This is a genomic window from Dinghuibacter silviterrae (assembly GCF_004366355.1).
GTDB lineage: Bacteria > Bacteroidota > Bacteroidia > Chitinophagales > Chitinophagaceae > Dinghuibacter > Dinghuibacter silviterrae.
This window is the reverse complement of record NZ_SODV01000002.1, coordinates 308,876-333,156: the sequence shown is the minus strand read 5'-3', so window position 1 is coordinate 333,156 and position 24,281 is coordinate 308,876. Positions and strand designations below refer to the sequence as shown.

General features: G+C 54.1%; 13 protein-coding genes. 1 reads left to right on the top strand and 12 read right to left on the bottom strand.

Going from position 1 to position 24,281, the window contains the following annotated elements:
* Nucleotides 1–86: 86 nt before the first annotated feature.
* From EDB95_RS18510 to EDB95_RS18495, 4 genes are read right to left on the bottom strand one after another with little or no spacing between them, the layout of a single operon-like run.
* Nucleotides 87–1,592, bottom strand: a complete 1,506-nt coding sequence (locus tag EDB95_RS18510; RefSeq protein WP_246073740.1) for a sulfatase family protein — start codon at nt 1,590–1,592, stop codon at nt 87–89.
* A 17-nt stretch (nt 1,593–1,609) separates the two neighbouring features.
* The gene (locus EDB95_RS18505) at nt 1,610–3,511 is read right to left on the bottom strand and encodes a right-handed parallel beta-helix repeat-containing protein (protein ID WP_133995724.1); all 1,902 of its coding nucleotides are present in this window, start codon (nt 3,509–3,511) and stop codon (nt 1,610–1,612) included.
* A complete protein-coding gene (locus EDB95_RS18500; protein WP_133995722.1) occupies nt 3,508–4,377 on the bottom strand; it encodes a phytanoyl-CoA dioxygenase family protein in 870 nt (289 codons plus the stop codon). Before EDB95_RS18500 ends, EDB95_RS18505 begins: the two co-directional genes overlap by 4 nt.
* 7 nt (nt 4,378–4,384) lie before the next feature.
* Nucleotides 4,385–5,707, bottom strand: coding sequence for a sugar porter family MFS transporter (locus EDB95_RS18495; RefSeq protein ID WP_133995720.1), 1,323 nt, complete (start codon nt 5,705–5,707; stop codon nt 4,385–4,387).
* A gap of 112 nt (nt 5,708–5,819) precedes the next feature.
* On the opposite strand from EDB95_RS18495, the gene EDB95_RS18490 reads away from it, so the two are divergent.
* On the top strand, nt 5,820–6,677 hold the full coding sequence (locus tag EDB95_RS18490) for an AraC family transcriptional regulator (RefSeq protein WP_133995718.1): 858 nt from the start codon (nt 5,820–5,822) through the stop codon (nt 6,675–6,677).
* Here EDB95_RS18490 and EDB95_RS18485 read toward each other — a convergent pair.
* The 8 genes from EDB95_RS18485 to EDB95_RS18450 form a co-directional block, all read right to left on the bottom strand.
* Entirely contained in the window at nt 6,632–10,312 is a 3,681-nt protein-coding gene (locus tag EDB95_RS18485; protein WP_162852677.1) for a family 20 glycosylhydrolase, read from the bottom strand. The genes EDB95_RS18490 and EDB95_RS18485 overlap by 46 nt on opposite strands.
* 4 nt (nt 10,313–10,316) lie before the next feature.
* A complete protein-coding gene (locus EDB95_RS18480) occupies nt 10,317–12,596 on the bottom strand; it encodes a hypothetical protein (protein WP_133995714.1) in 2,280 nt (759 codons plus the stop codon).
* Nucleotides 12,597–12,745: 149 nt separating this feature from the next.
* Nucleotides 12,746–13,570, bottom strand: coding sequence for a sugar phosphate isomerase/epimerase (locus tag EDB95_RS18475; RefSeq protein ID WP_133995712.1), 825 nt, complete (start codon nt 13,568–13,570; stop codon nt 12,746–12,748).
* Entirely contained in the window at nt 13,557–14,504 is a 948-nt protein-coding gene (locus EDB95_RS18470) for a phytanoyl-CoA dioxygenase family protein (RefSeq protein WP_133995710.1), read from the bottom strand. Before EDB95_RS18470 ends, EDB95_RS18475 begins: the two co-directional genes overlap by 14 nt.
* A 10-nt stretch (nt 14,505–14,514) precedes the next feature.
* Nucleotides 14,515–17,133: a hypothetical protein gene (locus tag EDB95_RS18465; RefSeq protein WP_133995708.1), complete on the bottom strand. Its 2,619-nt coding sequence runs from the start codon at nt 17,131–17,133 to the stop codon at nt 14,515–14,517.
* Between the two features lie 371 nt (nt 17,134–17,504).
* Nucleotides 17,505–18,155 (bottom strand): response regulator, encoded by a 651-nt coding sequence (locus tag EDB95_RS18460; protein WP_133995707.1) that lies wholly within the window; start codon nt 18,153–18,155, stop codon nt 17,505–17,507.
* A 9-nt stretch (nt 18,156–18,164) separates the two neighbouring features.
* Entirely contained in the window at nt 18,165–19,961 is a 1,797-nt protein-coding gene (locus EDB95_RS18455; protein ID WP_133995705.1) for a PAS domain-containing sensor histidine kinase, read from the bottom strand.
* Nucleotides 19,962–20,021: 60 nt separating this feature from the next.
* Nucleotides 20,022–24,203 (bottom strand): glycosyl hydrolase family 95 catalytic domain-containing protein, encoded by a 4,182-nt coding sequence (locus EDB95_RS18450; protein ID WP_133995703.1) that lies wholly within the window; start codon nt 24,201–24,203, stop codon nt 20,022–20,024.
* Between the last annotated feature and the right edge of the window lie 78 nt (nt 24,204–24,281).

Below are 24,281 nucleotides of genomic sequence, written 5' to 3'. Positions count from 1 at the left end.
TTGTTCATACGTATGAACATAATAAAAGTAGAACAGGCACTGGGGCTAAACAAATGCTATCTTGACCAGTAATACCGCTTTCTTGACTAGGGTTCCTGATTCACTATTTTCAGCGCATCCTGGTCATCATACTGATGCAATAGGTGGACAAGCACTTTACGTAGACGCGCTTCGGTCCGCTCAAAACCTGTCTTCCCGTAGAGGTTGTGGATTTCGTTCGGGTCTCTGGCCAAATCGTATAATTCCCAGGCATTTACCTTCTGGTAAAAGCGGACCAGCACATATCGTTTGGTCCGGACCCCAAAATGGGGGGACACGGAATGCTCGCCATTTTCGTAATAGTGGTAATAGATTGCCTTGCGCCCTTTTCTCCTTCCATCCTTTAAAAGGGGGAGGAACGACTGCCCCTGCATGTCGGCCGGAATAGCGACGTGGGCGGCATTCAGCAAGGTTGGCCCGATATCGACATTCATCACCAGGCGGTCATCGCGGGTATTCGGTTTTACCACACCCGGGTATCGCATGACCATAGGCGTTCTAAACGACTCCTCGTATATCCAACGTTTGTCAAACCAGCCATGTTCCCCCAGGTAAAAGCCTTGGTCCGACAAATAAATGACGATGGTGTTCCTCGTCAGGTGGTGACGGTCCAGGTAATCCAGCATGCGGCCGATGTTCCTGTCAAGGGACAACGCCGTGCTCATATAATCCCGCATAAAATGCTGGTACTTCCATTCGGTAAGCGTGTGTCCGCTGAGGTGACGCGCTGCCAGGTCAGCCTGGACCGGTTGATAATAGGCGGCATACCGGGCACGCTGGGCCGGGTTCATCCGGGCGAAGCTACCGTCCTTGTCCTCCGCATCCTGCGTATCGAACATCTTGAGGTCATATCCCATCAACATCGTTCTGGCAATGGTCATGTCCTGAACCTGGGCGGCCTTTCTCCCCTCATAATCATCATAGAAATCATGGGGCAGAGGGAACGTGACCTTGTCGTATTTGCCCAGGTCACAGGTATCCGGCATCCAGGTCCGGTGGGTCGCCTTGTGCCCTACGACCAGGCAGAACGGTCTACTGGTATCCCGGCTGTCGAGCCATTGCTCGGCCACATCCTCGATGACATTGGAGGCATAGCCGTCGACACGCTTTTTGCTGCTGTCCATCAGGATGAAGTCCGGGTTAAAGTAGTTCCCCTGACCCGGCAGGATCTCCCAAAAGTCAAAGCCCCGGGGTTTTGTCTCCAGGTGCCATTTGCCGATCCAGGCCGTCAGGTAACCGTTTTTTTGCAACTCCTTAATAAAGCTTTCCTGGCTGCCATCGAACCGTGAATGTTCATTGTCCGTAAACCCGTTCTTATGGCTGTACTTCCCGGTCAGGATGGCGGCACGGCTCGGGCCGCAAAGCGAATTGTTGACATAGGCGTGGGTAAAAAGCACCCCTTCGCGGGCGATGCGATCGATATTCGGCGTCCGGCCCAGCGGGTTCCCGTATACACCGATGGCCTTGTAAGCGTGGTCGTCTGAAATGATCAAGACGATATTGGGGCGGCCTTGTGCGTAGGAGTAGTCAACGACACCAACGGCTACAGCCATCCATATCAGCAAGCGATTCACCATACCCTGATGCGCTGCCGCCCGCTTCGGGTAATCTCCAAAGGCCCCGGGGAAGGATTGGCCACCACTCTCGTCCGGCCGCTGTAGTCGGTATCGATCCGCACTGCTGATCCATCAGGGTTTTCGAACGGCAGGCCGGGGACAAGCGCTTTCCCCAGCAAAGCGGAAGTCACGAGGTCCCTTTTACTCCCGTCGACCCAGCCCTTATCGAGAGAGATTTCCAGGTACATCGCGTCGTGGTCCTCTACCAGATGGGCATCTGCTGCGAACCCGTCGGCCACCAATGCATTGGACTCCTTCTTATCCTTTAACGCCAGGCGTTGCGCCGGGCTGAGAGACGAATTCTTGGTATAATAATCGTCCTTCAGCGGCACATTGGTCCCTTTCGTATACACGTTTCCCGAAAAGAAGGCGCCTTGCAGTGACTTATCATATTCTCTTGCACTTCCATGCCCGACAAAAAGATTGTTGATAAAACGCACATCCCCCCCGGGATTGTCGTGGAGGGAGTCCACGTAGGTCGAATGCGGCTTCATAAAGGGGGTCAACCGGCTGTCATATTGTATGACCCAGGTGTTTCCCGAAAAAAGGTTATGCACGAACGCGGCCCCGCTCGAATTCATGACCAGGCTGGCCTTGGACAAACAAATATTGTTGGCGACCAGCACGGGGCCATGGTCGACCTCCAAAAAAATATCTTCATTTGTATTGTCATAGAAAAGGTTATTCCTGACCTGGGCTCCCTGCGCCATCCAGTCGAGCCAGATACCCCTGTCGGTCCGGTAGATCCGGTTATGCGCTATCACCACGTCCACCGCCCCGTGAAACTTTATGCCGGCCATCTCGGCCCCGGTGAACAACCGGCGGATGTGGGCGTCGTGGATGACGTTGTCCCGGACAACGCTGAAGGCGCAACCCATGCTGCCCACGATGCCGGTTTGCTCGCAATAGGCGATCTTGTTGCGCTGCACGAGGTGCCCACCGACAGTCCCCTTATTCCATCCAAAAGCAAGGGCGCGTTTGATGGTACCCACATAGCCCTCAGCGGACTCGGTTTGGTTGTTGTCCCAATTGTCGCCGTATTTGCCCAAGGCAATGCCCGAGCACTTAGAATATTGGACGGTATTGTCCTCGATGATCCACCCCCTGCTCCAATGCGTGCCGATCAGCCCCATTTGCTCCGCAGTCGGCGGCGCCCAATTGGTGGCGGCGTTCTCCATGACAAAACCTTTGACCGTGATGAAATTGATAAAGGGTTTATCGGGATAAAAAACGGTTTGTCGTACGTTGATCTCCACGGTGTCCTTATTGGGGTCGGCGCCCTTGAACTGCGCCCATATCGTGGTCGTTGCGGAGTCCACGGTAGCCCACCAAAGCGGGTTCTTTTCGTCTTCCGGTCGCAGGACCTCATCCTTGGACGCGGCCTCCATCAGCCAGTCCCCATGTAGATATACGGCGCCCGTATGGTAGACCCTTTCCTTGGGTGTAGGCCAGAACCAATCACCCCTGATCCGGTCGCTATACGGGTTGAATTTCCCGAAGAACGTATTGGGGATATGGACGACCCAGGTGTCGCCACCGGCATTTTCCCAACCGTTGACGATCTCGGAACCCTTTACGATGACCTGTTCCCCTTTCGCTGCCCGGTAGACGATCCGCTCCTTGTCTGAATTTCCGCCACGCGGGGGGGTGATCTGCTCGCGGTAGGTTCCGGCGTGTACGGTAATGACGTCCCCCGGCATCGCAACGTTCGCGGCTGTCATGATGGTCCGGAAGGGATGATTCACGGAACCATCGCCGGCGTCATTCCCCTGGACAGACACGTGATATTCCCTATGCTGCCCTTGTGCATATCCGCATAAGAACAACGCAAGGCAAATACAACCGATCGATTTCATGTTGTCTTGATTTTTAGTACTTCGGGTCTTAAATAAGGTTTGTTCAGATCCGTGATCCCTTTCCAGCTGTATGGATCCGTGCCGGCGACCATGAGGATGTCCCGCAAGTCCTCGGTGGGCGGGAGCTTGCCGTCCTGGTCCCAGGGAAGCAGGGATTCGGCGCTCATGTAGTGATTGACGAGTGCCATCCGGAAACAATCGGCGGTTTTGTTCCGAAGCGAGCTATGCAGTGTATATCCATTGAAGAAAATGACCGAACCGCTTTTGACCTCCACCGGCAGGTGCATTTCTTTTGGATAAGTGGATACGTCGACCGTATCCACATCCGCGTATTCGCCGCTGTCGCTGGGCACGCGGCGAAACAAGACGCCCGTCTTTTGCGACCCGGGAATGATCCAGAGACAGCCGTTTCCGATGGTGGCGTCGTCGATCGCGATCCAGGCGCCGACCAGCGACCTGTCCCGGGTCGGGATGTAAAATTCGTCCTGGTGCCAGGCCTGTCCCGCCTTGCCGGGTCCTTTGACAAAAAGCATGGACTGCATGCACTTCACGTTCGGCCCCACAATTCCGCTTAGGATGTCGACGACGAAGGGGTGCGACAAATAACCTTGTATAACGGAAGATAGTTTGTGCGGGAAGTGGACCGCCACGTATTTCTTCAACACCTCGTCGTCCGGCAGCCCTTCGACATCCGTCATGCCGTCCACGTGTCCCCGGTTGCCCTTGAAGATTTCAACGGCTTCCTTTTTCAAGGCCTGGATATCCCGTGGGCCAAGGAGATCGGGTGCGATCAGGTATCCCTGTTTTTTGTAAAATTCGATATTCCCTTTGGTCAATCCACTGGGTAAAACGATACCATATTCCATATACGTACTATTCAAATAATGCTTCGGCCTCTTCCAGCGACCGCCCCTTTGTCTCCGGTACTTTGACGAGGATAAAGAGAAAGGCGATCAGGCAAAACGCCGCGTAGACGAAAAATATGGAGGCGGTCCCCAGCCGCTCCGTCATCACCGGGAAAGAATAGGTGACGGCAAAGTCCGCCACCCATAACGCCAGTGTCGCTATAGAAAGCGCCATTCCCCTAATGCGGTTGGGGAACATCTCCGATAGGTATACCCAGACGACGGCGCCCAGGGTACACCCGAAGGCAGCCACGTACAGTAACATGAAGATGAGCACCAGGTAATGGCCGAAATAGCCGAAGCGGAAACACAACCCCAGGGCGGTCAGCATGAGCCCCATGAGCACACAACCCGCCACCAGTAATTGCCGGCGTCCCCATTTATCGACCAGGCCTATGGCGACACAGGTCGCCAGGACATTGACCACCCCGATGGCGATGGTTTGCAACAAGGGGGACGCCATGTTTCCTCCTATATGTTGAAAAATGACGGGGGCATAGTAGATGATCGCATTGATGCCGGTGACCTGCTGAAAAACGGCCAGAAGTATCCCCGTGATCATGGCCGGACGGTAACTTTTCTTCCACACCTCCGCCACACCAATTTGCTGACCTTCAAAACTCCGGTCAATCTGCTCCAAAAGGGCAGGCGCGTCCACTAGTCCATTGATCTTCCCCAGGACAAGCAAAGCGTGGGTCTTTTTACCCTTCGCCGCCAGCCACCGCGGCGTTTCCGGGACAAAACACAATAAGACGGCAAACAAAGCGGATGGCGCGGCCTGGGAAGCAAACATCAGACGCCAGTCGTCCCTGCCTATTCCTGCCAGCGTATAGTTCGAGAAATAAGCACCCAGGATCCCCAAAACGATCGCCAGCTGATACAGGGACACCAGCCGCCCCCGCCAGGCCGCCGGGGAAATCTCTGCTATATACATGGGAGAGACCATCGCGGCCGCTCCGACGCCCAGTCCGCCGGCCAGGCGGAATGCGATAAATACCGGGAGACTGCCGGACAGCCCCGCACCTATCCCCGATGCAGCAAAAAGAAATGCGCAAACGATCAGCATAAACCGCCGCCCCAGCGCATCGGCCAGCCGTCCGGCGAACAACGCGCCCACTGCACAACCGATCAATACGGCGCCGACCGCCCAGCCAAGGGCGTTGCCATCGAGTTTGAAATAGGCAGTGATGGCCGGAATGGCCCCGGAGATCACCGCGGTATCAAAACCAAAAAGCAAACCGCCCAGTGCCGCGACACCGCTGACGGTAATCATAAATTTCCTATTCACCATGGTAAATTACGAGGCACGGGTTTATCGTGACAACGCTATCATATTGAAAAACTAAACTATTTTAATATCGAAAGATTCTTAAATTCGTCCAAGGACTAAATATAGTCGAACCATGAAGCCCCTGACACAGAAACTCCCGCTCAATGAAGACGGATCGTTCGTGGCGAGGACGTACCGGACACCTCATTTCGAGGTCGGCTGGCACCAGCACACCGAACACGAGTTGATCCTCTTCACCGAGGGCGCCGGTCTGAGTTTCGTGGGGAATCACGTTGGCGAATTCGAGACGGGAGACGTCTACCTCCTTGGAAGCAACCTCCCCCATACTTTTCAAAAACGGGACCCGGACCTTGTTACGTCCGCCGTTGTCGTACAGTTCCTCGACGACTTCTGGGGCGGGGAATTCCTGCGAATCCCTGAAAGCCGCTCCATCCGGCTGCTCCTCGACGAAGCCCGCCATGGGCTCAAAATCTGCGGCTCGCTTCTTCGGCAACTTGCCCCCCGCATCAATCAGTTGGAGCATGCAAAAGGATTTACCCGGATCCTTCTTCTTGGTGAATGCCTCCACCTGATCGCGGAGGAAAGGACGTTCGAGGCGGTATCGACCCAGGATATCCGGCCGAACCCCGGTACGACCGCCATCGACCGTGTTTTCCAATATACCATCCAATCCTTCAGAGAACCTATTACACTCCGGCAGGCCGCGGACATTGCCTGCATGAGCGTCCCCGCCTTCTGCAACTATTTCAAAAAGTGCACGAAAAAAACGTACATCGACTTCCTCAACGAGGTCCGTATCGGCTTTGCGTGCTCGCTGCTCGTCGACACCCAGGCTTCCGTATCGGACATCTGCTACGAAAGCGGTTATAACACGATGGCCAACTTCCACAAGCAATTCCTGAAGGTCAAACGTATGACACCGCTTCAATACCGGAAGGCGTTTGCAGGTGCGAAAGCGAGTCCTATGTAACGCGCGCCCTCGCAAAAGGCGGCGAAAGACATCGTCGTATCGGTCCCTCTCCACATCTTTTGCGCCAACACCCGCATTGCCGGGAATACGCGGTTGTGAATGTCCTGCAGGGTAATGCCGCTGCCTATTTTATCGTTCCACACGGCGAAAGAGCCCCCCTTGATCTGTGGATCTCCTTCGGGGAAACGGACGTCGCCCACCTGGATGGGTTCCCATTCGTTATACAGCTTGGCGGTGTCGAGATAGTCATGGTAGTAGTTCGCCCCCGGGACGATGTATACCCAGTCATCCGGGGTGGATATGATATCATAACCCAACTTTTCCATTTCCCTTGGATCGGCGTACCCGTTGTACCAGACATTCATCGTGACCCCTTTCGAGGTGACCGGCGTCACGCCCGCCGCGTGGGTGAGGGCGCCCCAAAGCCGGACCCTTTTGCCGTATCCTTGTACCAGGCGGATATAATGATCGCTAAAGGCCCGGAATTGCTCCGCGGCTTTTTTGTTATACTCGTCGGTCCCGATGTGTACGTCCGGGCCCGAAAATACGGGGTCGGGTCCTGCCAGGTATTCCGTGAAGATGCTGTCGATGACCCGGTAGGTGACTGGGTTGTCGAGGTCGAGGTGGTCCATCCCGTACTGTTTGCTCCCGATCTCGGGGCGCATCCGTGTAAACGCCAGGGAATGCGCCGGGACATCGATTTCCGGTACGATGTTGACCCCGTACGAATGGGCAAACGCCTCAAATTCCCTGAACTCTTTTTTTGTGTACGAGCCGTCCCTGGCGGTCAGCGCCGGATAGGTCTCGCATTCGAGCCGGAATGCAGCATAGGTGCTGTCCCAGGAGCCGCCCTTCGCATGAAATCCATCGTCGTTGAGGTGTATATGGAAGTCGTTCATTTTGTAGTAGGCCATGAACTTCACATATTGTTTCAGGACGTCCATGGGGAAGAACTTGCGCCCAGCATCAAGCATAAATCCGCGGATGGCATATTTGGGAAAGTCGCGCACGACGCCGCAGGGGAAACGCCGGTGCAAACTGTCCTGCTCCAAAACCTGGAGCAAGGTCCTGGTGCCCCAGAAAAGGCCCTGCGGATTCCTTGCGGAAATACGTAGCACCGAAGGCGTTACATCCATCAAATATCCTTCCCTTCCCAGTGTAGTGTCGGTGGCGTCCAGGCTAAGCCATATATCACCCGTGGAAGGCTTTCCTACCCTGACGGGGATCTTAAGGTCCCCCTGAAGCACACGGGCAGCCGTTTGTAGCCTATCCGTACCGGCCGGGTCGAGCACGATCGCAGACCCGCCGCCGATATGAAAATGACCGAAGTCACCAGACCATTCCTGTATCCCCGGGATAACAAAGGGTTTTGCATTCGCGAAGCGCACATCGGACAGTCGTCCGTCCGTGCTCACGTGTACCACTGTCCGGCCACCGGCCTTCACCTTCACCACCGGCCAATGAAGGAAGGCGGTATACCCCATGGGGACGGCCGCCTGCCGGCTGGTCTCGGCCATCACCGACACGAAGGCGTCGTACACGGTGGGGTTCTCTAACAAGAGGTCGTCACCGGGTAATATCTTTGCCGATACATGATCGAAAACCTCGATCCTTTTCGTATCCGTCTGGAGGTATACCCCCGGTAGCTCCATTGCCATCAGCACCCCATCCGTTTCCGTCCAGGTATTCCGGGTGTTGATAAAATTACCGGTCGCACCACGCCCCTCGGCATCGGAGGGCTGGATCCGTTCCATGGAAGACCCGGTCAGGTTGTGGGTCGTCAGGTGCCCCGGACGGTTTACCGCTTCCGAGGCCGCGTGTTGGATGTCCCGGATCAGGTCCGCATATAACTGATTGCCCGTTGCCCGGTAAAGTTTGAACAATTCATCGTCGGATGAGGTACACGTACCCGGTGCCGCGTGTTTATTCTGTATGCTGGCAAAAACCGCTCCCGCCATGTGCGCCCCCAGCCGGCCGATATCCGAGCGGGGAGGAAATTGTTCATCATACGAAAGCGTCCAGGTCGAACAAAGTGCCGCTTCTGTTTCCGCTCTTTTTAACCAAAGAGGATCCCCGGTGGCATGGTACAACGCCATCAGGGATTCGAGAAAACCGAAGGCGGATTCAGAATCCGCATCCTGCGAGATGTCCCCGCAGTTGCCGCCGGTCAGCCCCTGTTTCACCACATCCCGCTCGTAATAGTAGGCGGCCGCCGCTTTGGCTACCGCGAGGAATTCCGGGTCCTTGAAATAATCGTACGCCAGCACAAGACCCGCCGGTGCGATGGCGCCGGCCGCGGAATTGAATACCGCGATGTCTCCGTTGTCCGGTACGATGTACTGTCCGAACTGGCCGTAGCGTTTCCATGTCCGGACAAAGGCCTGGGCCAGTTTCCGGGCGGACGCCTCCCATTCCTTTTTTATAAAAGGCCCGTGTCCCTGGGCCCTGAGCAACGCCAGGTGTTTGATCATCCAGAACAACGCGTCCCCGTTTTTGCGTACCATGGCCTGGATCGCGGGGTAATCGGGACTCATCTTTTCCGGTATGATTTGGCCGTCCGCGGTGATCCCGCCGTAAAAAAAGCCACTCCGGCCTTGCAATTTGTTGACGACGAAGTCCATTTCCTGCCCGACGCGTTCCCGTTCCAGGGGACTATCCAACGCCAGCAGCGGATAGGTATTCATCAAGCCGCCGACCCACCCCAGTTGAAAGTCCCGGTTGTTTTCCGGCAGGTAATAATTGCCGGCCGGGTTCTCCGACCAAAGCCCCCGGCTGATGTCGGTTCCCCACGCAAACTGTTGACTTTTCGGTAACAGGTTACGGGGTTGGTTGGGGCCGGTCAGCGATTTGCGCACCTGTAAAAACTTGCGCAGCAAGGCGGGTATGTCCCGCGCATCGAATACAAAGACCCGGAACCGGAGCGTTAGGGAATCCCCTTCCGCCCAGTCCGGCGCCTTGTCACCGCTTGGATGAAAATCCCCGAAACCGGCCGCCAGCTTCCGCAGGGCGGGCGCACTGACCTGGAACGAGCAACTGTCCTGACGCGCATTTTCGGCAACCGTCAACCCGTTGTACCCCACCCTTGTTCCCTGGGTGGTCAGGATGATGCATCCTTTCTTCAGCCGTGGGGAGAAAAAACAAAGGGCGGGCGTGGCCGCGTTGCCTGTCTGCAATTCGATACAGGAGGATTGCCCGTTGTCCAGGGCCAGTCTCGGATTATTGGAAATGGTTAGCTGTACGTGTGGGTTGTAGTACATATCCCGGGGATACTGCGGATTGTATCCATTCCCGATCGCCCGGTAACGGTTGCCGTTATACACGGACGCGGGTACCAGAACATAGTTCGAGCGGTCCCAACCGGCAAAGTTGAAAGACACCGCTACGGCCGTGGCCGGGATGGCAGTCCTCGCTTTGCAGGAGGCAGTGATGTCTATTGCTCCCGGTACATCGCGTACATGGAGCGTCAACTGAAGCGCTTGATTCCGGGAAGGGTATAACGTATCTTCCCTGACCATGTCGGCGCCTTCGTACCGACGCGCGGTCACCACCAGGTTTCCCCGAAGCAAACCCAGCCGTTGGTTCAATTGTGCGGACGCGGTGCCCGTCAGCATCAGTATCGTTATCCATCGTTTCACCATCTTAATACCCCGCCTCCCTGGAAAGTTTTATGTACAAAATGGGGTTCTTCCCACCGGCGTCGACCCGGTACAAGTCCCAATGATCCGCGTCGACTTGCTGGAGATGGAAATATTGTGTGGGGTCAGCCAGTTCGTTTTTGAGCCACCGGGGGAAGGCACCGGCAGCCCGGGCGTTCTCCCAGGTCCTGATGGCGGAGAAAATGCCATACTTGACCGGGCAGGATTCCACGCTGCTCTGCCGGAGTTCCAACATATAGGTCACCCCTACGCCGACGGAAATGGCCTCCAGGTTTTCAAACTGCTGGACGGTGGTGGAAGGCCCGATGCCCTCGGTGATCCCGAAGGTCGCGGGGAAATAATTGGCAAACGCCACATTGCGTATATCCTTGCCCTCGATCCCCCAGCTCCGGTGTACCTGGTCGTACATATTCTTTCCGCCCCCTACATTCCACACGCTTTGATAGTGCCAGGAACCTTCGCTGACACCCGCGCCCATGATCCGCATGTAGGAAATGCCGCCTTCGGCGGCCCGTTGGAACAACACACGATGAAACCTCTTGACCGAGTACGTACCCATCCCCTGGTCGAACAGGAATTCCTCCCCATCCCAATCGATAAAATGGATTCCGTTTTTGATACTGACGTCTGCATAGTAGGCTGCAATGGAATCCTGCAAATTGATATCCGGGATCAGGCCGGCGTACCCGCCGCCGCAGCTTGCCTGCATTTTATAAATCATGTCGCCCTTGGCGTGTGGTGTAGCCGTCGTCCCCCAATATCCCCTGGTGACATTTTGCAGCGTATAGGGAACGGTTTTGCTTACGCCTATGTAATGGATGAGCTCTTTGCCTATCTTCAGGATGTTCAACGTCGTATCGTGCCCTTCGGCGGATCCCGTTTCATCCAGATAGGTCGGATCGGTGACCGTGATCACCCGGTCGGTCGCATCGATGCCCTTTGCCAGGATTCTTGTCAACAGCACGCAAAGGCTGTCGCTGGGGGGATTCACATCCTTCGTACCCCGGCCAAGCGCCGTCGTCACCGTATGTCGCCCGATATCGATGCCGAACGGGTTGGACATATCCGAAAACTGCTTATGGGTCTTGTTGCCCGCGGTGAAATGGAAGGGGAACTTGTCGGCCGGGTCTCCGTCTATGTATCCCCGGTCCGCCCTGTTGGGCCAGTAAAAAGGCAGGTCTTCCGCCTGGACCGCCTTGAATCCCATCTGGCGTACATACGAAATGGTGCTATCGAACAACCTACCTGCGGTGGCGACGTCCGGGGTGTACCGTGCGGGGTCTTTTACCCAAATCCGGCTGGCACTACCGTTGAAGGCGTACGCCGGGTAGGGCAACCCTTCGTTCAGCACAATGTTCCTGATGACCCCCAAAAGTGCTACGCTATCGGGACATCCATAAAAAGCAATAGACGATCCTTTTACGTCTACGAATGGGACCTGTTGTACGTCCTGGTGGACAGCCGCGTTGGCTGGAAGCTGTGTGGGGGAAAAGGGATAGATGGATCTTTTCTGGCGCCTGTCTATCGCATGGTAATAGATCGATATCCGGCCCACGCTATCCACGGAAGCGGCATCCCCGTATAGCATCCTGAAATATTCTTCCGGGTGGGAGTAAAAAGCAACATCGTTTATACCATCTCCCCCGACCGAAAAGTTCTCTCCTTCCCAAAGACCGGCGGGAAGCGGAAACCGCTTTGGATCGGGTGTATGTATGATGTATTGAAAAGGTACCTGATCCGCAGCAGGTCCGCCAACCGTGGTGTCGTTCAACGCCAGGGCGCCGATGGCAAAATTCCCTGTCTCGCTGGTATCCCGCGCCACCCCGATGATCTCCCCGAAGAGGTTCGTGATGTTCGTATGATATGGCCCCCACTGGACCGCGTCAATCCCGTGGCGCGGGATGACGTCCTGCAGGACGAATTTGAAGTACTGGTTGTGGACCGTGGAAATGGTGACGGTGGCCACCGAACCGTTTGCGTAGTGCAGGCGCGCCGACCGCCCGGAATAGCTGGCCGCGATCGGGTAGAAATAGGTATTCCTCTTACTGTCGTATAGACACAGCAACGGCGACGGCTTGTCCGAGGGGCAGAATTCGCGGTGAGGGGTCACCGAGGTGTTCTCCATATGCATGATATACCCCTTGCCGTTTAAGGTCATCGAAAAATACTGTGTGGTTATTGTCCGTTGAGCCTCGGCACCGTACAAAAACAAGGAAAACAGCAACAAAAATGCTGCCCGTTTCAGCGAAAATAAATCGATCATCTGGAAGCAGGTTTTAATAGAAAACAGCAGTCAATACTCAAAGCGATTAGCCGATTTCGGGTAGGGATGTACAATGATAAACATTGTTTTTTTTCAAACGGGAGCATATCAAAATAGCGGCAGTATTAGACTGCGCATACGTTTGCGCACTAGCGGTACCGCTCCCCGAGCATCCGCATCATCCAGGCGTTGATCTCCCATTGGCTGGTGAGGGGTTGACGGGTGAAGGGCAATTCCACCATGTAAGGATAAGGGCCGAATTCGGGCGTGACCGTCAGCGGTTTGTTTTGCGCCCTGTGTCTGGCCACGACCGCATCCCACCACACGAGGTGGTGCCGCAACGCAATATCCCACTCCGGCACCCGGGGATCCGGGATCTGCGGACCTTCGGGGTATCCGACGCGCGCATGCAGGTGATCGGCCCGCTCTATGGCCAGCGCCACTGTTTCTTTCTGATCTTCAAGGTATGACTCCGCTACGCACACCCAATGTGACACATCCAGCGTCAAACGAAGATGGGGTATCCTCTGCAAAAATTCTTTGGCGATATGGGCGGCAAAAGAGAATTTGTGCCGGTGGGTCTCATGGACCACCGCTATGTCCGTATCGACGGTGAATTGCGTCGCAGCTTCGATCAACGCTTTGTTCTGGTCGAAGGTGAAAATGTCCCGTCCGGTTTGCGAATTGATCTTCACCGCCGGGTATCCTTTCACCATGGACAGCCACCGGCAATAGGTATCGTAATGCCGGTTAAAGTCCGCATCCACCGTATCGTAATGTTGAAGGATAACAGCGACCCTCTTTTGCTCCGCCAGGTCCCAGATCTTATCCAGCTCCGCGTGGGGCGTATCCAAGGCGACGCCCCATTCCATGCCGTTATATCCTTCCGCTTTGAGGCGGGCAAAAAAAGTCTCCCATCCCGTGCCCTCGCTTCCCCAGCGGGGGCAAAAAAATTGCAGATTAGTCGGTTTCATATAATTCCTTCGGATCTATTTTCGGTATATCAAGCGACGGCAATGCCGCATCCCCGTCAAATAGCAAGGGGAAAAAGCGGCTGTCGAGTACATGATCCTGTAGCATGGATGGAAAATGCTTTAACGCATCCATCCGCTCGTAATTAAAGGTATTGCCCATTGTTCCGTGCGCCATCGCGTTGAGCACGACCGCCCTCCTGGGCCGCTCCGAATGGTTGGCATAAGAGCCGTGCATGGTCAACGGGTGATGAAAGCTCGCAAATCCCTTGGGCATGACATTGGCAACCTTCCGGTCGAAGGCCACCGCCTGCGCCTCCGTTAAAATGCTCCGGACCGCGTCCATGTCGCCCGTCAGACCGGTGATGGGCAGCAAGCCCCACCGGTGGCTCCCCGGCACGAAATACAAACAACCGTTTTCAGTGGTCGCATCGTCGAGCCCGATCCAGCAGGTCAGGTGGTGCATCGGCTTGGTGAATGTCCAATAGGAAAAATCCTGGTGCCAGGCGACGACGCCGCCATGCCGGGCGGGTTTGCAAAACAATTGGTCATGAAAAAAACGGACCGAACTGCCCAGCAACTGATAGGCGGCCATCCGATAGGCTGGCGACCAGATCAGGTCATGGAAACCAGGTGTCAACCTCCACCCGCCAATGGCATGGAAGAGTACCTTGTCGGGGTCCTCCGACTCGTTGCTCTCATAATGATAGAACAATTTTTTTTCTTCCTCGCCCGGTGCCTGCAACCGGATAATTTCCTGATTCAGGAGGTCCACTTGTCCAGGACTGAGGATGGGGACATCTTTTACAAATCCATCCTTCCGGAACGATTCGACCTGCGTTTCGGAAAGTATATACGGTTCCCACTCCTGTACGCTGGCGGGTTGTTCAAATAGGCCGCCGATCGGGCTCAGCCTCAGCGAAAGATCATTGATCATAGCAATCGTTTTATTTTAAAATGATCGACAGCGGCCGGTTAGCCTCGATGGCCAATTCCATTTGCCCATTTACGAGCGGAAACGGTTTTGACACCGGTTCTCCCCTGAGGTCGCAGAACTGGGCGGAGGTAAATCCAGCCGGTAATTGCACGGTGCATTTCCCGGACCGGCCGGCCTCTTCCCAGAGACGCAGCAGCGTTCCGTTCCCATCCGGATTTTGCCCAAACGCGGTGACCATCACTCCTTTCATAGACAACCGTATACCCGGCGCAGAAGCTGGAAGTGGACCTTTCGGTCCTTCCACGAGCACGGCCCTTAGGGGCGACCTGAATTCAGCGGAAGGCGTGATGATGGAGCGTTCATTATCGAATGCCCCGACACGCCACAATTTCATCCGAACCGACCAGGAACCTTCTACCCATTCTGTAAAATTGGTTCCCCAAAGGTTGTTATACAGATTGACAAATACAACCGGTTTCCGGGACCCGAATTCCCTGGAATACTTCCATAGTCCCGGTGTTCCCAGGCTGATCCCGGGTGCCTCGGGGGAACACAGTCCGAATCCCTGGTCACCGCTATCCAGAACGGCCATGCCGGTATTCAGAAAACCGTAGTCCATATTGCTGCCTTTGATAAAACCTTTGGAGGGGTCGACAATGGCGCCCAGCCGGCCCAATTTAAATACCGGTTGTTTCACATTGAACGGGAAACAGAGCCATCCGGCTTCCGGCCAGGGATCCGCCGGCTTCCCGTTGATACTCCAGGTCAGTTCGATACCCGTCGAGTCTTCGGGTAATGTGACCGTAATGACATAATCGTGCGGCTTACTGATCATCATCGATGCATGGAGACCCGCCGCATCCCTGGAAAAAAACATCCTTGCCGCGCCCCCTGCGACGGACACATGAGCCCCTTCCGGCAAAAAAGGTCTTGCGAATTCGGCATCGCTGGGATGGGTGCCGTAGGGCTTCGAGTAGGCGAGACAATAATCGTCGGCATCCTTCTTACTATATCGCTCGTACAAATACTGCCCGAATCCATATCCTTGTGTCGTGTCCACCATGTCACTGCCCGTCTTTTTATCCAGGATCGAGCGGATACAACCATGGGCGGTGTCGAACCTCACCACGACATAGTTATTTTCGATGGAAGCCGTCGCCGTGTCGATCCTCATATTGTCGTGTGCCGGGGTGGCATTTTCCGCCTGAAGGGTATAACAGGCATACCCCATGGGCGGGACATTCTTTGCCGTAAATCTTATGATGTTGTCCTCATTGGATACAGGTATTACCTCGCCCGTCCTAAGGTCTTTTACAGCGGAGCCGGGGCTGCTTTCTTTGACCGTCACTACCCCATCCCTGGACCATGGCAGCTCGTTATACACCAGGATACGCTTCCCGGAGACGTCAATGTTCAAAGCCAATTGTTGCATTTGTCTTTTCATCGAAGGCACGACGATTTTCTCCGCGTCGAATTCCCTGTCCCCTTTTTCATGCCAGGACCGCTCTATATCGTCGTACATACCTTCCGCCCGGTTCAGCTTGAACGCATCGCCATACCCCCACACGCCGTTCTGTTTATAGCTCATCGACAAGCCGAACGTATGCTCGTCGAAAAGGAGGTCGTTGAGATAGGCTCCGGACAGGGCGCCCGTAATATCCCTGGTGCGCCTCATCCACAACGACGACAAGGCATCCAACGATTCCCAGGCGAACAGGTCCCGGCTTGTATTCCGTGATCCCTTTACTTCCCTGGGCATCGACATATACCCATGTATCCAGGTATCCGGCATATCTCCCCGGACCACAGGCAGGCTGGGATGCTCTTTCATGATGTCGTCGTAAAAATCGGAGATGCGGCCTATGCGGATCCGGGCATTCGGCGCCAACCGGTGTGCGCGGGCGATCAACGCATCCAGCTCCTTTTGACTGGGTGGGGGTTCGTTGTCATTCTTCACCATGAGCGCCAGCCAGGTCTTAAAGGGCCAGCCCACCGTGGGCAGCAGTTGTGTACCGTATGCCGGCGCATAATACATCGTCATCAGCCGCGACCCGTCCGGTCCTTCCCACCAGAACAGGAGGGGAACTTCCGGCGGTCCGGAAGAATAGTTACATCCAATGTGCAAAAAACGGACGCCCGCGTTGGTCAGCAACGTGGGCAATATCCAGGAATGACTCGGCACGTCGGTTTGTTTGGCGTCCCTCGGCAACGGCAAACCGTATTCCCGGGAAAGGGCGGAGGATACCCCCAGCCCGCGCACCAGCATTTCCGGGTCACAGGCTTCCGTTTCGATGTTGAATGGCAAGGCGTTCAACGCAAGGTTCCCCGAACGTAAGGCAGCTTCGAGGCGTATTTTCGTCCCCGGCTGCGCACGCTCCAGCATTTCCTTCATCTCCCATCCCGGCGTGGTCCATACGAACCGCTTCCCGGTTTTATCGATCAGGTCCAGCGCGTCCACCACATTGCCCCCGGTGTATTTCTGTAATACCCCTTCTGCATAGTCGCTATAGCCGACATCCAGGTGCGATTTGAATACTAAAATGATTTCTCTGACGGAGGTATCGACCTTCTCCTGTGCGCTGCAAGGTAACGAGCAGGCAAACACACACGCGGCAATCCATATCTTCATGTGCAATCGTTTCAATGTTTGATCGTGTACAATAATAATTCGTATTCTTCAGATATTGTCAATATGTCTGAACATATAAGAAAAAGAGCCATTGGGCAAACGTTTGCGCATGTTTTTGAGGTCTGGTCAATAAAAAATTGGTAGCTGTTCAGCTATATGATCCCTGGCCTTACAACTATTCAACAACCGATGTAACGCTATTTCCCGGGTAGCCAACTTTTGCCAATTTAGAAGATCGGCACGAAGGTTTTCCCGGCGCCAGAAATGGCCTCGGGTTTTTGAATAAGGTAAGATTTATGGTTTTTGGCTTGGCCAGGGGCACGGTGAGGTGCTATCTGGTAACACGGGGAGAGTTTCTATTCTCCCCGTATTTATTTTTCCGGTTTGGGGGAGCTTTCACCCAGCTTGTTCTCAAAGACATAAAGGGTAAGCTCTGCATTCGATTTCATGTGCATTTTCGCGAGTATCCTGGCCCGATGCGTGCTTACCGTCGATGGACTTATGGAGAACAGCTCGGCAATTTCGATAATAGATTTACCGGTAGCCAGTTGCCGCAATATTTCAAATTCGCGATCCGAAAGCAATTCGTGCGGCACATCGCTACCGGGCGCGTCCAGGTCTTCTGCCAGCATTTCGGCTACCGTGGCGGAAATATATTTCTTGCCCGCCATGATCTTATGAATGGCCTCGACCAACTCTTCCGCAGCCATATCCTTCTTCAGGTATCCTGAGGCTCCCGCTCTTAATACCCTTGTGGCATAAAGATGTTCGGAATGGAAGCTAAGTATTAATATGGGTAATTTCGGGCGAAATTGCTTGATTTGTTGAATGGCCTCCAGACCGCTACGTCCGGGCATGTCGATGTCCGATATCACGATGTCCCAATCCTCTTTGAAAACTTCCCCGATCAACTCTTCGGTAGTGGATACTTCACCTATTGTAGCAAAGGGAAATTTGATGGACAGGATATTGATAAGCCCTTTCCTGACAACAAGGTGATCATCGGCAATCAAGATGCGCATGTATAACAATTAAGGATGGACAATTTTACTTAACGGTATCGACAAGGACAGAGTGGTTCCCTTGCCAGGTGCGGTCGTGATCTCAAAATGACCGTTCATGACCAGCGCCCGCTCCTTGATCCCCACCAATCCCAGCGATTTCGTCGTTTTTAAAAGTGTCGGATCAAACCCGTCTCCGTCATCCTCGACGATGAGCTGAAGGGAATCCTCCTCTTCTTTCAGGATGGCCGACACATGACCGGCATGGGCGTGTCTCATAATATTCGTAAGGGACTCCTGGTATATACGAAATATCGCAAGCCCGTTTTTGGGTTCAACGTCTATGTCTATAACATTGCTGGTGAACGCGCTCTTTATCCCGGACCGCTTTTCGAATTCCCGGGTTTGCCACTGGAGAGCCGCCACGAGGCCAAGATCGTCCAAAACGTACGGTCTCAGATCTGTGGCAATCTTTCTGACGGTATTGATGGTCGTGCTGATCAGGTCGATGATCTCGCCGGCCTTTTGCCGGGCGACGTCATCGGTGAGCTTGAACCGAAGGGCAGATACCTCCAGTTTCAGTGCTGTCAACTGCTGGCCCAGTTCATCGTGTATTTCCCGGGACATCTTGTATCGCTCTTCTTCCCTGATGTCCTGAAGATGGGATGCCAATTCCCTCATGCTCTCTTCCTGTCTTTTCCGTTCGCTTATATCCAACAAAGTGCCGATAATGGCAAGGCCGCCTTCATAATAAGTCCTGGAACCGAAGACCTCCACCCAAAAAGGTTCCCCACCCTTCTTCATACCTCTTGCTTCATAGTGAACATAATCGACCCTGCCGGAAAGCCGGTCCTCCGTATATTCATAGTATAGGTGGCGGTCTTCCGGATAAGCCGCGGTTTCTGCAGGGAAGCTGTTAGTCATTTCTTCCTGCGTATAGCCAAATATTTCCGCATATCTGGGACTCACATAAGAGAAAACACCGTTTTTAATGATGTACACCCCCACCAGTGACTGTTCTACCAGGGTGCGGAACTTGTTCTCGGATTCCATTAATTGCTCGCTGATTTTTTTCTTTTCAGTAACATCTTCAACCTGGGAAACAAAGTACATGGGGACATTCCGTTCATCCCTGATAAGGGAGGCGGTGAGGTTGATCCATACGACGGAACCATCTTTATGGATATACCTTTTCTCTATCCTGTAGACATTGATCTTCCCGTCCAGGGTTTGCCGCAGCAGCGTCAGATCCGCCTCCAGGTCATCCGGGTGGGTAATGTCCTGGAACCTGCAACGCATCATTTCTTCCTCGTTATAGCCGACAATTCTGCATAGTTGCCGGTTGACCTTGATCCAATTCCCTTCGATCGATACCAGGCCCATCCCAATAGCCGAATGTTCAAATGCGCTTCGAAAGAGGGATTCGCTCACGGCGATCTGTTTCTGCACGGTTCTCAGGTAGGTGATGTCCCGGATAATGGTAATGATCCTGCTGTTGTCGATTTTCTTTACGGACGCCTCTACGAAAGCAATATTTCCGTCCTTTTTGATCATTTTTCTTTCGGCTAAAAGCTCCCTGCCTTCAAAAAGCTCCCGGAAACGGAGGGGGAATTGGTTTAGTTCATCCGGGTCCAGCAACTGCGTGAGGTTTTTGGATAACAATTCGTCCCGGGTATATTGCAAGAGCCGGCACATATTCTCATTCACGTCCAGGATGAGACCGGTGAATTCCAGCACCATGATGGCATCCGAGGCATACTCGAAAAGGGGATAATATTTCTCGTCTCTCCCCTTCTTGTTCAACTGGAGCCGGCGCCAGAAGTTCATGAGATAGCATTTACCTTGTTGCCTTACAAAATAATCAATTTTAGGTTAAAGTCAATTATCTCATTCTCCGATAATATGGAGCCCCTTCGCATCACTGACAATCGTATACATTTTCTTCTTCCAGGACACATGTTTCAATACGCCTTCAAATCCCCGGGGAACACCAGGGTCCAGCAACACTGGCTTGTCGCCGGACAGATCCGCGCGGAACCCAAAAAAGGAGCGTATCACCACCTCCGCAAACGATCCGCCGCATCCTTCGTTCGCGTCCTGACCTCCCCGGCTGGCCACACGAACGACAGGGTCGGAACCGCGGCTGTCCGGCCCCAGGAACTCATGTGCCTGCGCCCAGGGACCCTGGTGCGTCATGGCTTCGGTGGCGCGCAGGAAAGCGACTGCATCGTCGAAGTCTCCAAAACGGCACATCACATCCATCGTTTCCGGAGGCCAGGCATCATAGCTACCCATGGGACCATGGTCGGGACGGTCAGATTTTGCCGCCGCCGGGTCTTTGAGCGACATCGCCCGCATCCATGTCCTAGTGCGCAGCTCAGTGGACACGAAACGATTCATTTCTGTCTTTGTCTGACTCGACAGGTCATTTTCCAGGGCCTGCCCCGTAACGATATAGTCATAACAGTGCCGGACAGGTACCTTGTGTCCAGCGCTGTCCAAGGCATCCCACACCCCCTGACCTGCATCATACAATGACAAAACAGCGGGAAGGAGCCTCCCGGCTTTAGCCATCAAATCGGCCGCCCGGACACCGTTACCGGATATTTTATAATAGTGAGCGGTCCTGCGAAGCATATAGACATCGGCTGCATTTAACGAAGCGACGCCCTCGATATAGCTGGGTGAACATTCCAGCAGGTTTTCAGGCCCCCCATAATCCGCCAAAGCGTCCCCCTTTTTTAAAGGGCGGGATTCATAAAAAGTCGCGATGCTATCCAAGTGTTCGAGAACGGTTTTGTCTCCGATACGCCTGTGTAGGAAAGCGCTGTCTCCGGTAACGCCGATATAGGCTTCCACGCAACGAAAAACCGACCAGTCATTCGCCGCATACCAGGGGCCCGCGCCTCCACCGGACATACAATCCACCGCATAACAATGATGAATATCCGTAGAAAGCCATTTTTCCAGATGTGCCTTCATCGTTTCCGGATCCAGCATGGCCCAGGTGTTGGCCCACATCTCCGTGTCCCAGAAATACATCAGCGTATTGGCCCAGCGGGGGCCCGCCGTGACGAAACACCTCCGGTTAAGCGGCAACGTAGTCCTACAAAGCAACAAAGGGGTCAAGGCCCCCATATAATACACGCGCCTGATTTTTGGGTCGCTCGTAACAAGGACCGGAAAATGTCCGGAAAAAAAACGGTTTCCGGGCGTGAACGATCCCTGCCAGCGTTGCTCCCATTGTATCTTTGCCGCATCGAATTGGTGGCCAAATGAAGAAGCCCACTTGTCCGCCAGTGAAGATACCTTGCCGGTATCGTTCCCGACGGCACACACCCATTCGATGATTTTTTTCTCGCCCGGGGCAAGCACGACATTCCAGGTGACTTCGCCCTGGTGTATCTCTGATGGCCGGGTCGAAAAAGCAAACCGTGTTACTGCACCGGAAAGTGGTTCAGTTTCGTCCGGACGCGTATTCCCCCATGTCCGCCACTCCTCGTTTGCATACCGGCGCACGCGTCCGTGACAATGCAAAGAAATGACCAGACTGCGTCTTCCGGAGGACCTGTTATCCAGGATCAATTTCTGTAAAACGCCCATTTGTTCAAACGGCAATCGAAGGAAGGATTGCATCCCGACGCTATCGACAACCGTCTTTCGTTGTACCTCATAGGGGAGCCACCGGCTGCCGGTGGCGTTGACGGGCTGTCCGTTTATCCGTAACGTGCATTCCCCCCGGCCTTTTGGATCTGGCGAGAATCCTTCGCCCCATGAATAAGGCATCCCTCCGCCTTCGGCATAGGGTGGAAAGGTCAGGTTTTGAAACCCGGTAAGGTTTTCGGTGGTCTGAAGGCCCCCGGCAAAATTCATGACCGAAGGAAAATTCCGCAATGTCGGCACGTCCATCCAATCAGACGCCAATTCATCCAGGGAGGGAACATCTTCCCCTTTAATCATCAGCACCTCGCCCGGAAGCGTCGGCAGGCTGATAACCTCACCGGATTTCCGCTCCATTCTCCCTTTATTGCTTTTGACCACCAGGAATCTACCCGGCCAGGGATTTTGCAAGACACAGGTACGTCCTTTTTCGCTTACGATCTTTACATATTGTACGGTGCCATTTTTCAACGCCGACGATACCAGGAATGCGCCTTCGCTCCTTAAGGTCGAAAAAGAGGCGTCCCTGTTCATTGGCCAGTCCGCAAATACACGCAGGATATGCTGGTTCGACATACACAGCATCTCGTCGATGGTATTGGGAACCGTGCTGCAATTTTCAATGCCATGTGGGTTGTGCAGTTGAAACCCATTTGGATGCGTGTGCAGGCAATACTCGTGAAGTCTTTTGAGTACGGTGTCCGCATTATACCCTACCCGAACGGCCGCGGGGAAGAAACTGTTCGACCCGTTTACATCCATCCATCGTTGCATCTCGTCGATGGTGTTTCGGGCGATTTCCAGCAAATGCGGGTCGCTGCTCAATCCGATCCCGCCGGCAGGATAGATGTGTTGAATGCCCAGTGTATTACCATCCCACCAATCGACCCCGCTATCGGTATAGCGGAAAACAGTCTTACCGTGCCGCTGTTGCACAGGGTAGGCAGACAGGCTATCCATCTTTCCCTGCCAATCACCCCTCAGATGTTCATCCACCCCCAGCAACACGCTCATATCCATCGCCGTTTTCAATACCATAGGCACAAGCCCCAGCGAAAGGATCGGGTTCTTTGTCCCTATGGTCCCTTCATGAATGGCATCGTTCAAAATCACATACCGGTCGCCCTCCTTTTGCAGGTAATGTTGCCAAAAAACAGCCACCGATCTTACAAATGGATACACCCGGCGGGTAAACGCGACATCATAGGTGTGGTAAAACTGCATGGACAAGTCGGTGACGCAATACGCAGCGTCGCTTTTCTGACCAAAGAACAACCCTTCGTCTTCCACCTGCCCGCCGGACACGTATTCGGAGTCGTGCTTATCAAGGATGGTATCTTCCCGTGTGGTTTCAATACCCAGCGGCCCAATGCCTACAGGGTACAATGCGCCACCGTCGATACCGGTAATTTTCTTCGAATAGTACTTTCCCCGTAGCAAAAAATCGGTCAGCGGTGTTTCATAAGGCCGGGCCTGTTGCAGATGATTGGATGCGTACAAGGCATAAAACGGCGCGCTGTAGTTGTAGTTGAGGTGATAGTCTCCGTTCCAGGCAGGGATCTCCCTTGTGATCCAACTCCCAAAAATTCCGGGTGGAAATTTTGGATCACGGCTGCAGGAAGCCATATTGTACTGCGATGTATAGTAAAGCGCTTCAATCAATGAGTCGCCAATGCTCACGAAACTCTCGTTCCAATAGCGGCTCCACCAGTCCGCATGTTCCCGGAGGGCTTTTCGAATGGCCTCCGGGTGCATATTCCGTACATCCCCCAGTACCCGGGCGAGGCAATCCTTTGCGCTAAAATTGCTCGCCAGGGCGCACACTAGCGTATCTGTTTTGCCGGGCGGAATAGAGAGTTCACCCGGCGTTTTAATAGCCGCCGCCGCCATAGTAGGTATGTCCACCCCCCTGACAAAGCCCCGCTCTATCCATTGCAGGCCGTCGCCGCTACCTGTTGCCACCGTGTCGGCAAACTTGTTTACCGTTGGAGGATCTATATGAAACTGATCATCACCCGGCAAACGCAAAACCGTTTGCACGTTCAGCCTTTGGGTCCCGGTATTTGTCAGAGCAATAACCAACCAGTCTTTTGTTGCTGCAACGAGTGACGTTATCCGAAGAGAAGCGCTCCCCTTTTTAAAGTCAGCAACCGTAACCGCTTCATATAATTTCTGCTCCACCCGGTAAGAGGCGCCCTTGAGCGAGGGTACCAGGATTTGCAGTTTACCCAGGACCGCGGGAAAAGATTCATTGTATGCGGATGTCAATCGCCAGAAATCATTGCGGGCGAGGAAATAAGTTTGGCTGTCCGGTGGACCGGCCATGGCCGCGGCTATAAAACCGTTACCCAGTAACGGGCCGTCAACAGAAACGTCCGATGGCGTTTGGACAGGCGGGGTCTTAAACACATTCCGGTATTTACCCATTACATGCTTAGCATCAGTACGTTGCGCGGCAAGTGTACCGGAAACCGCTATACAAGGTAT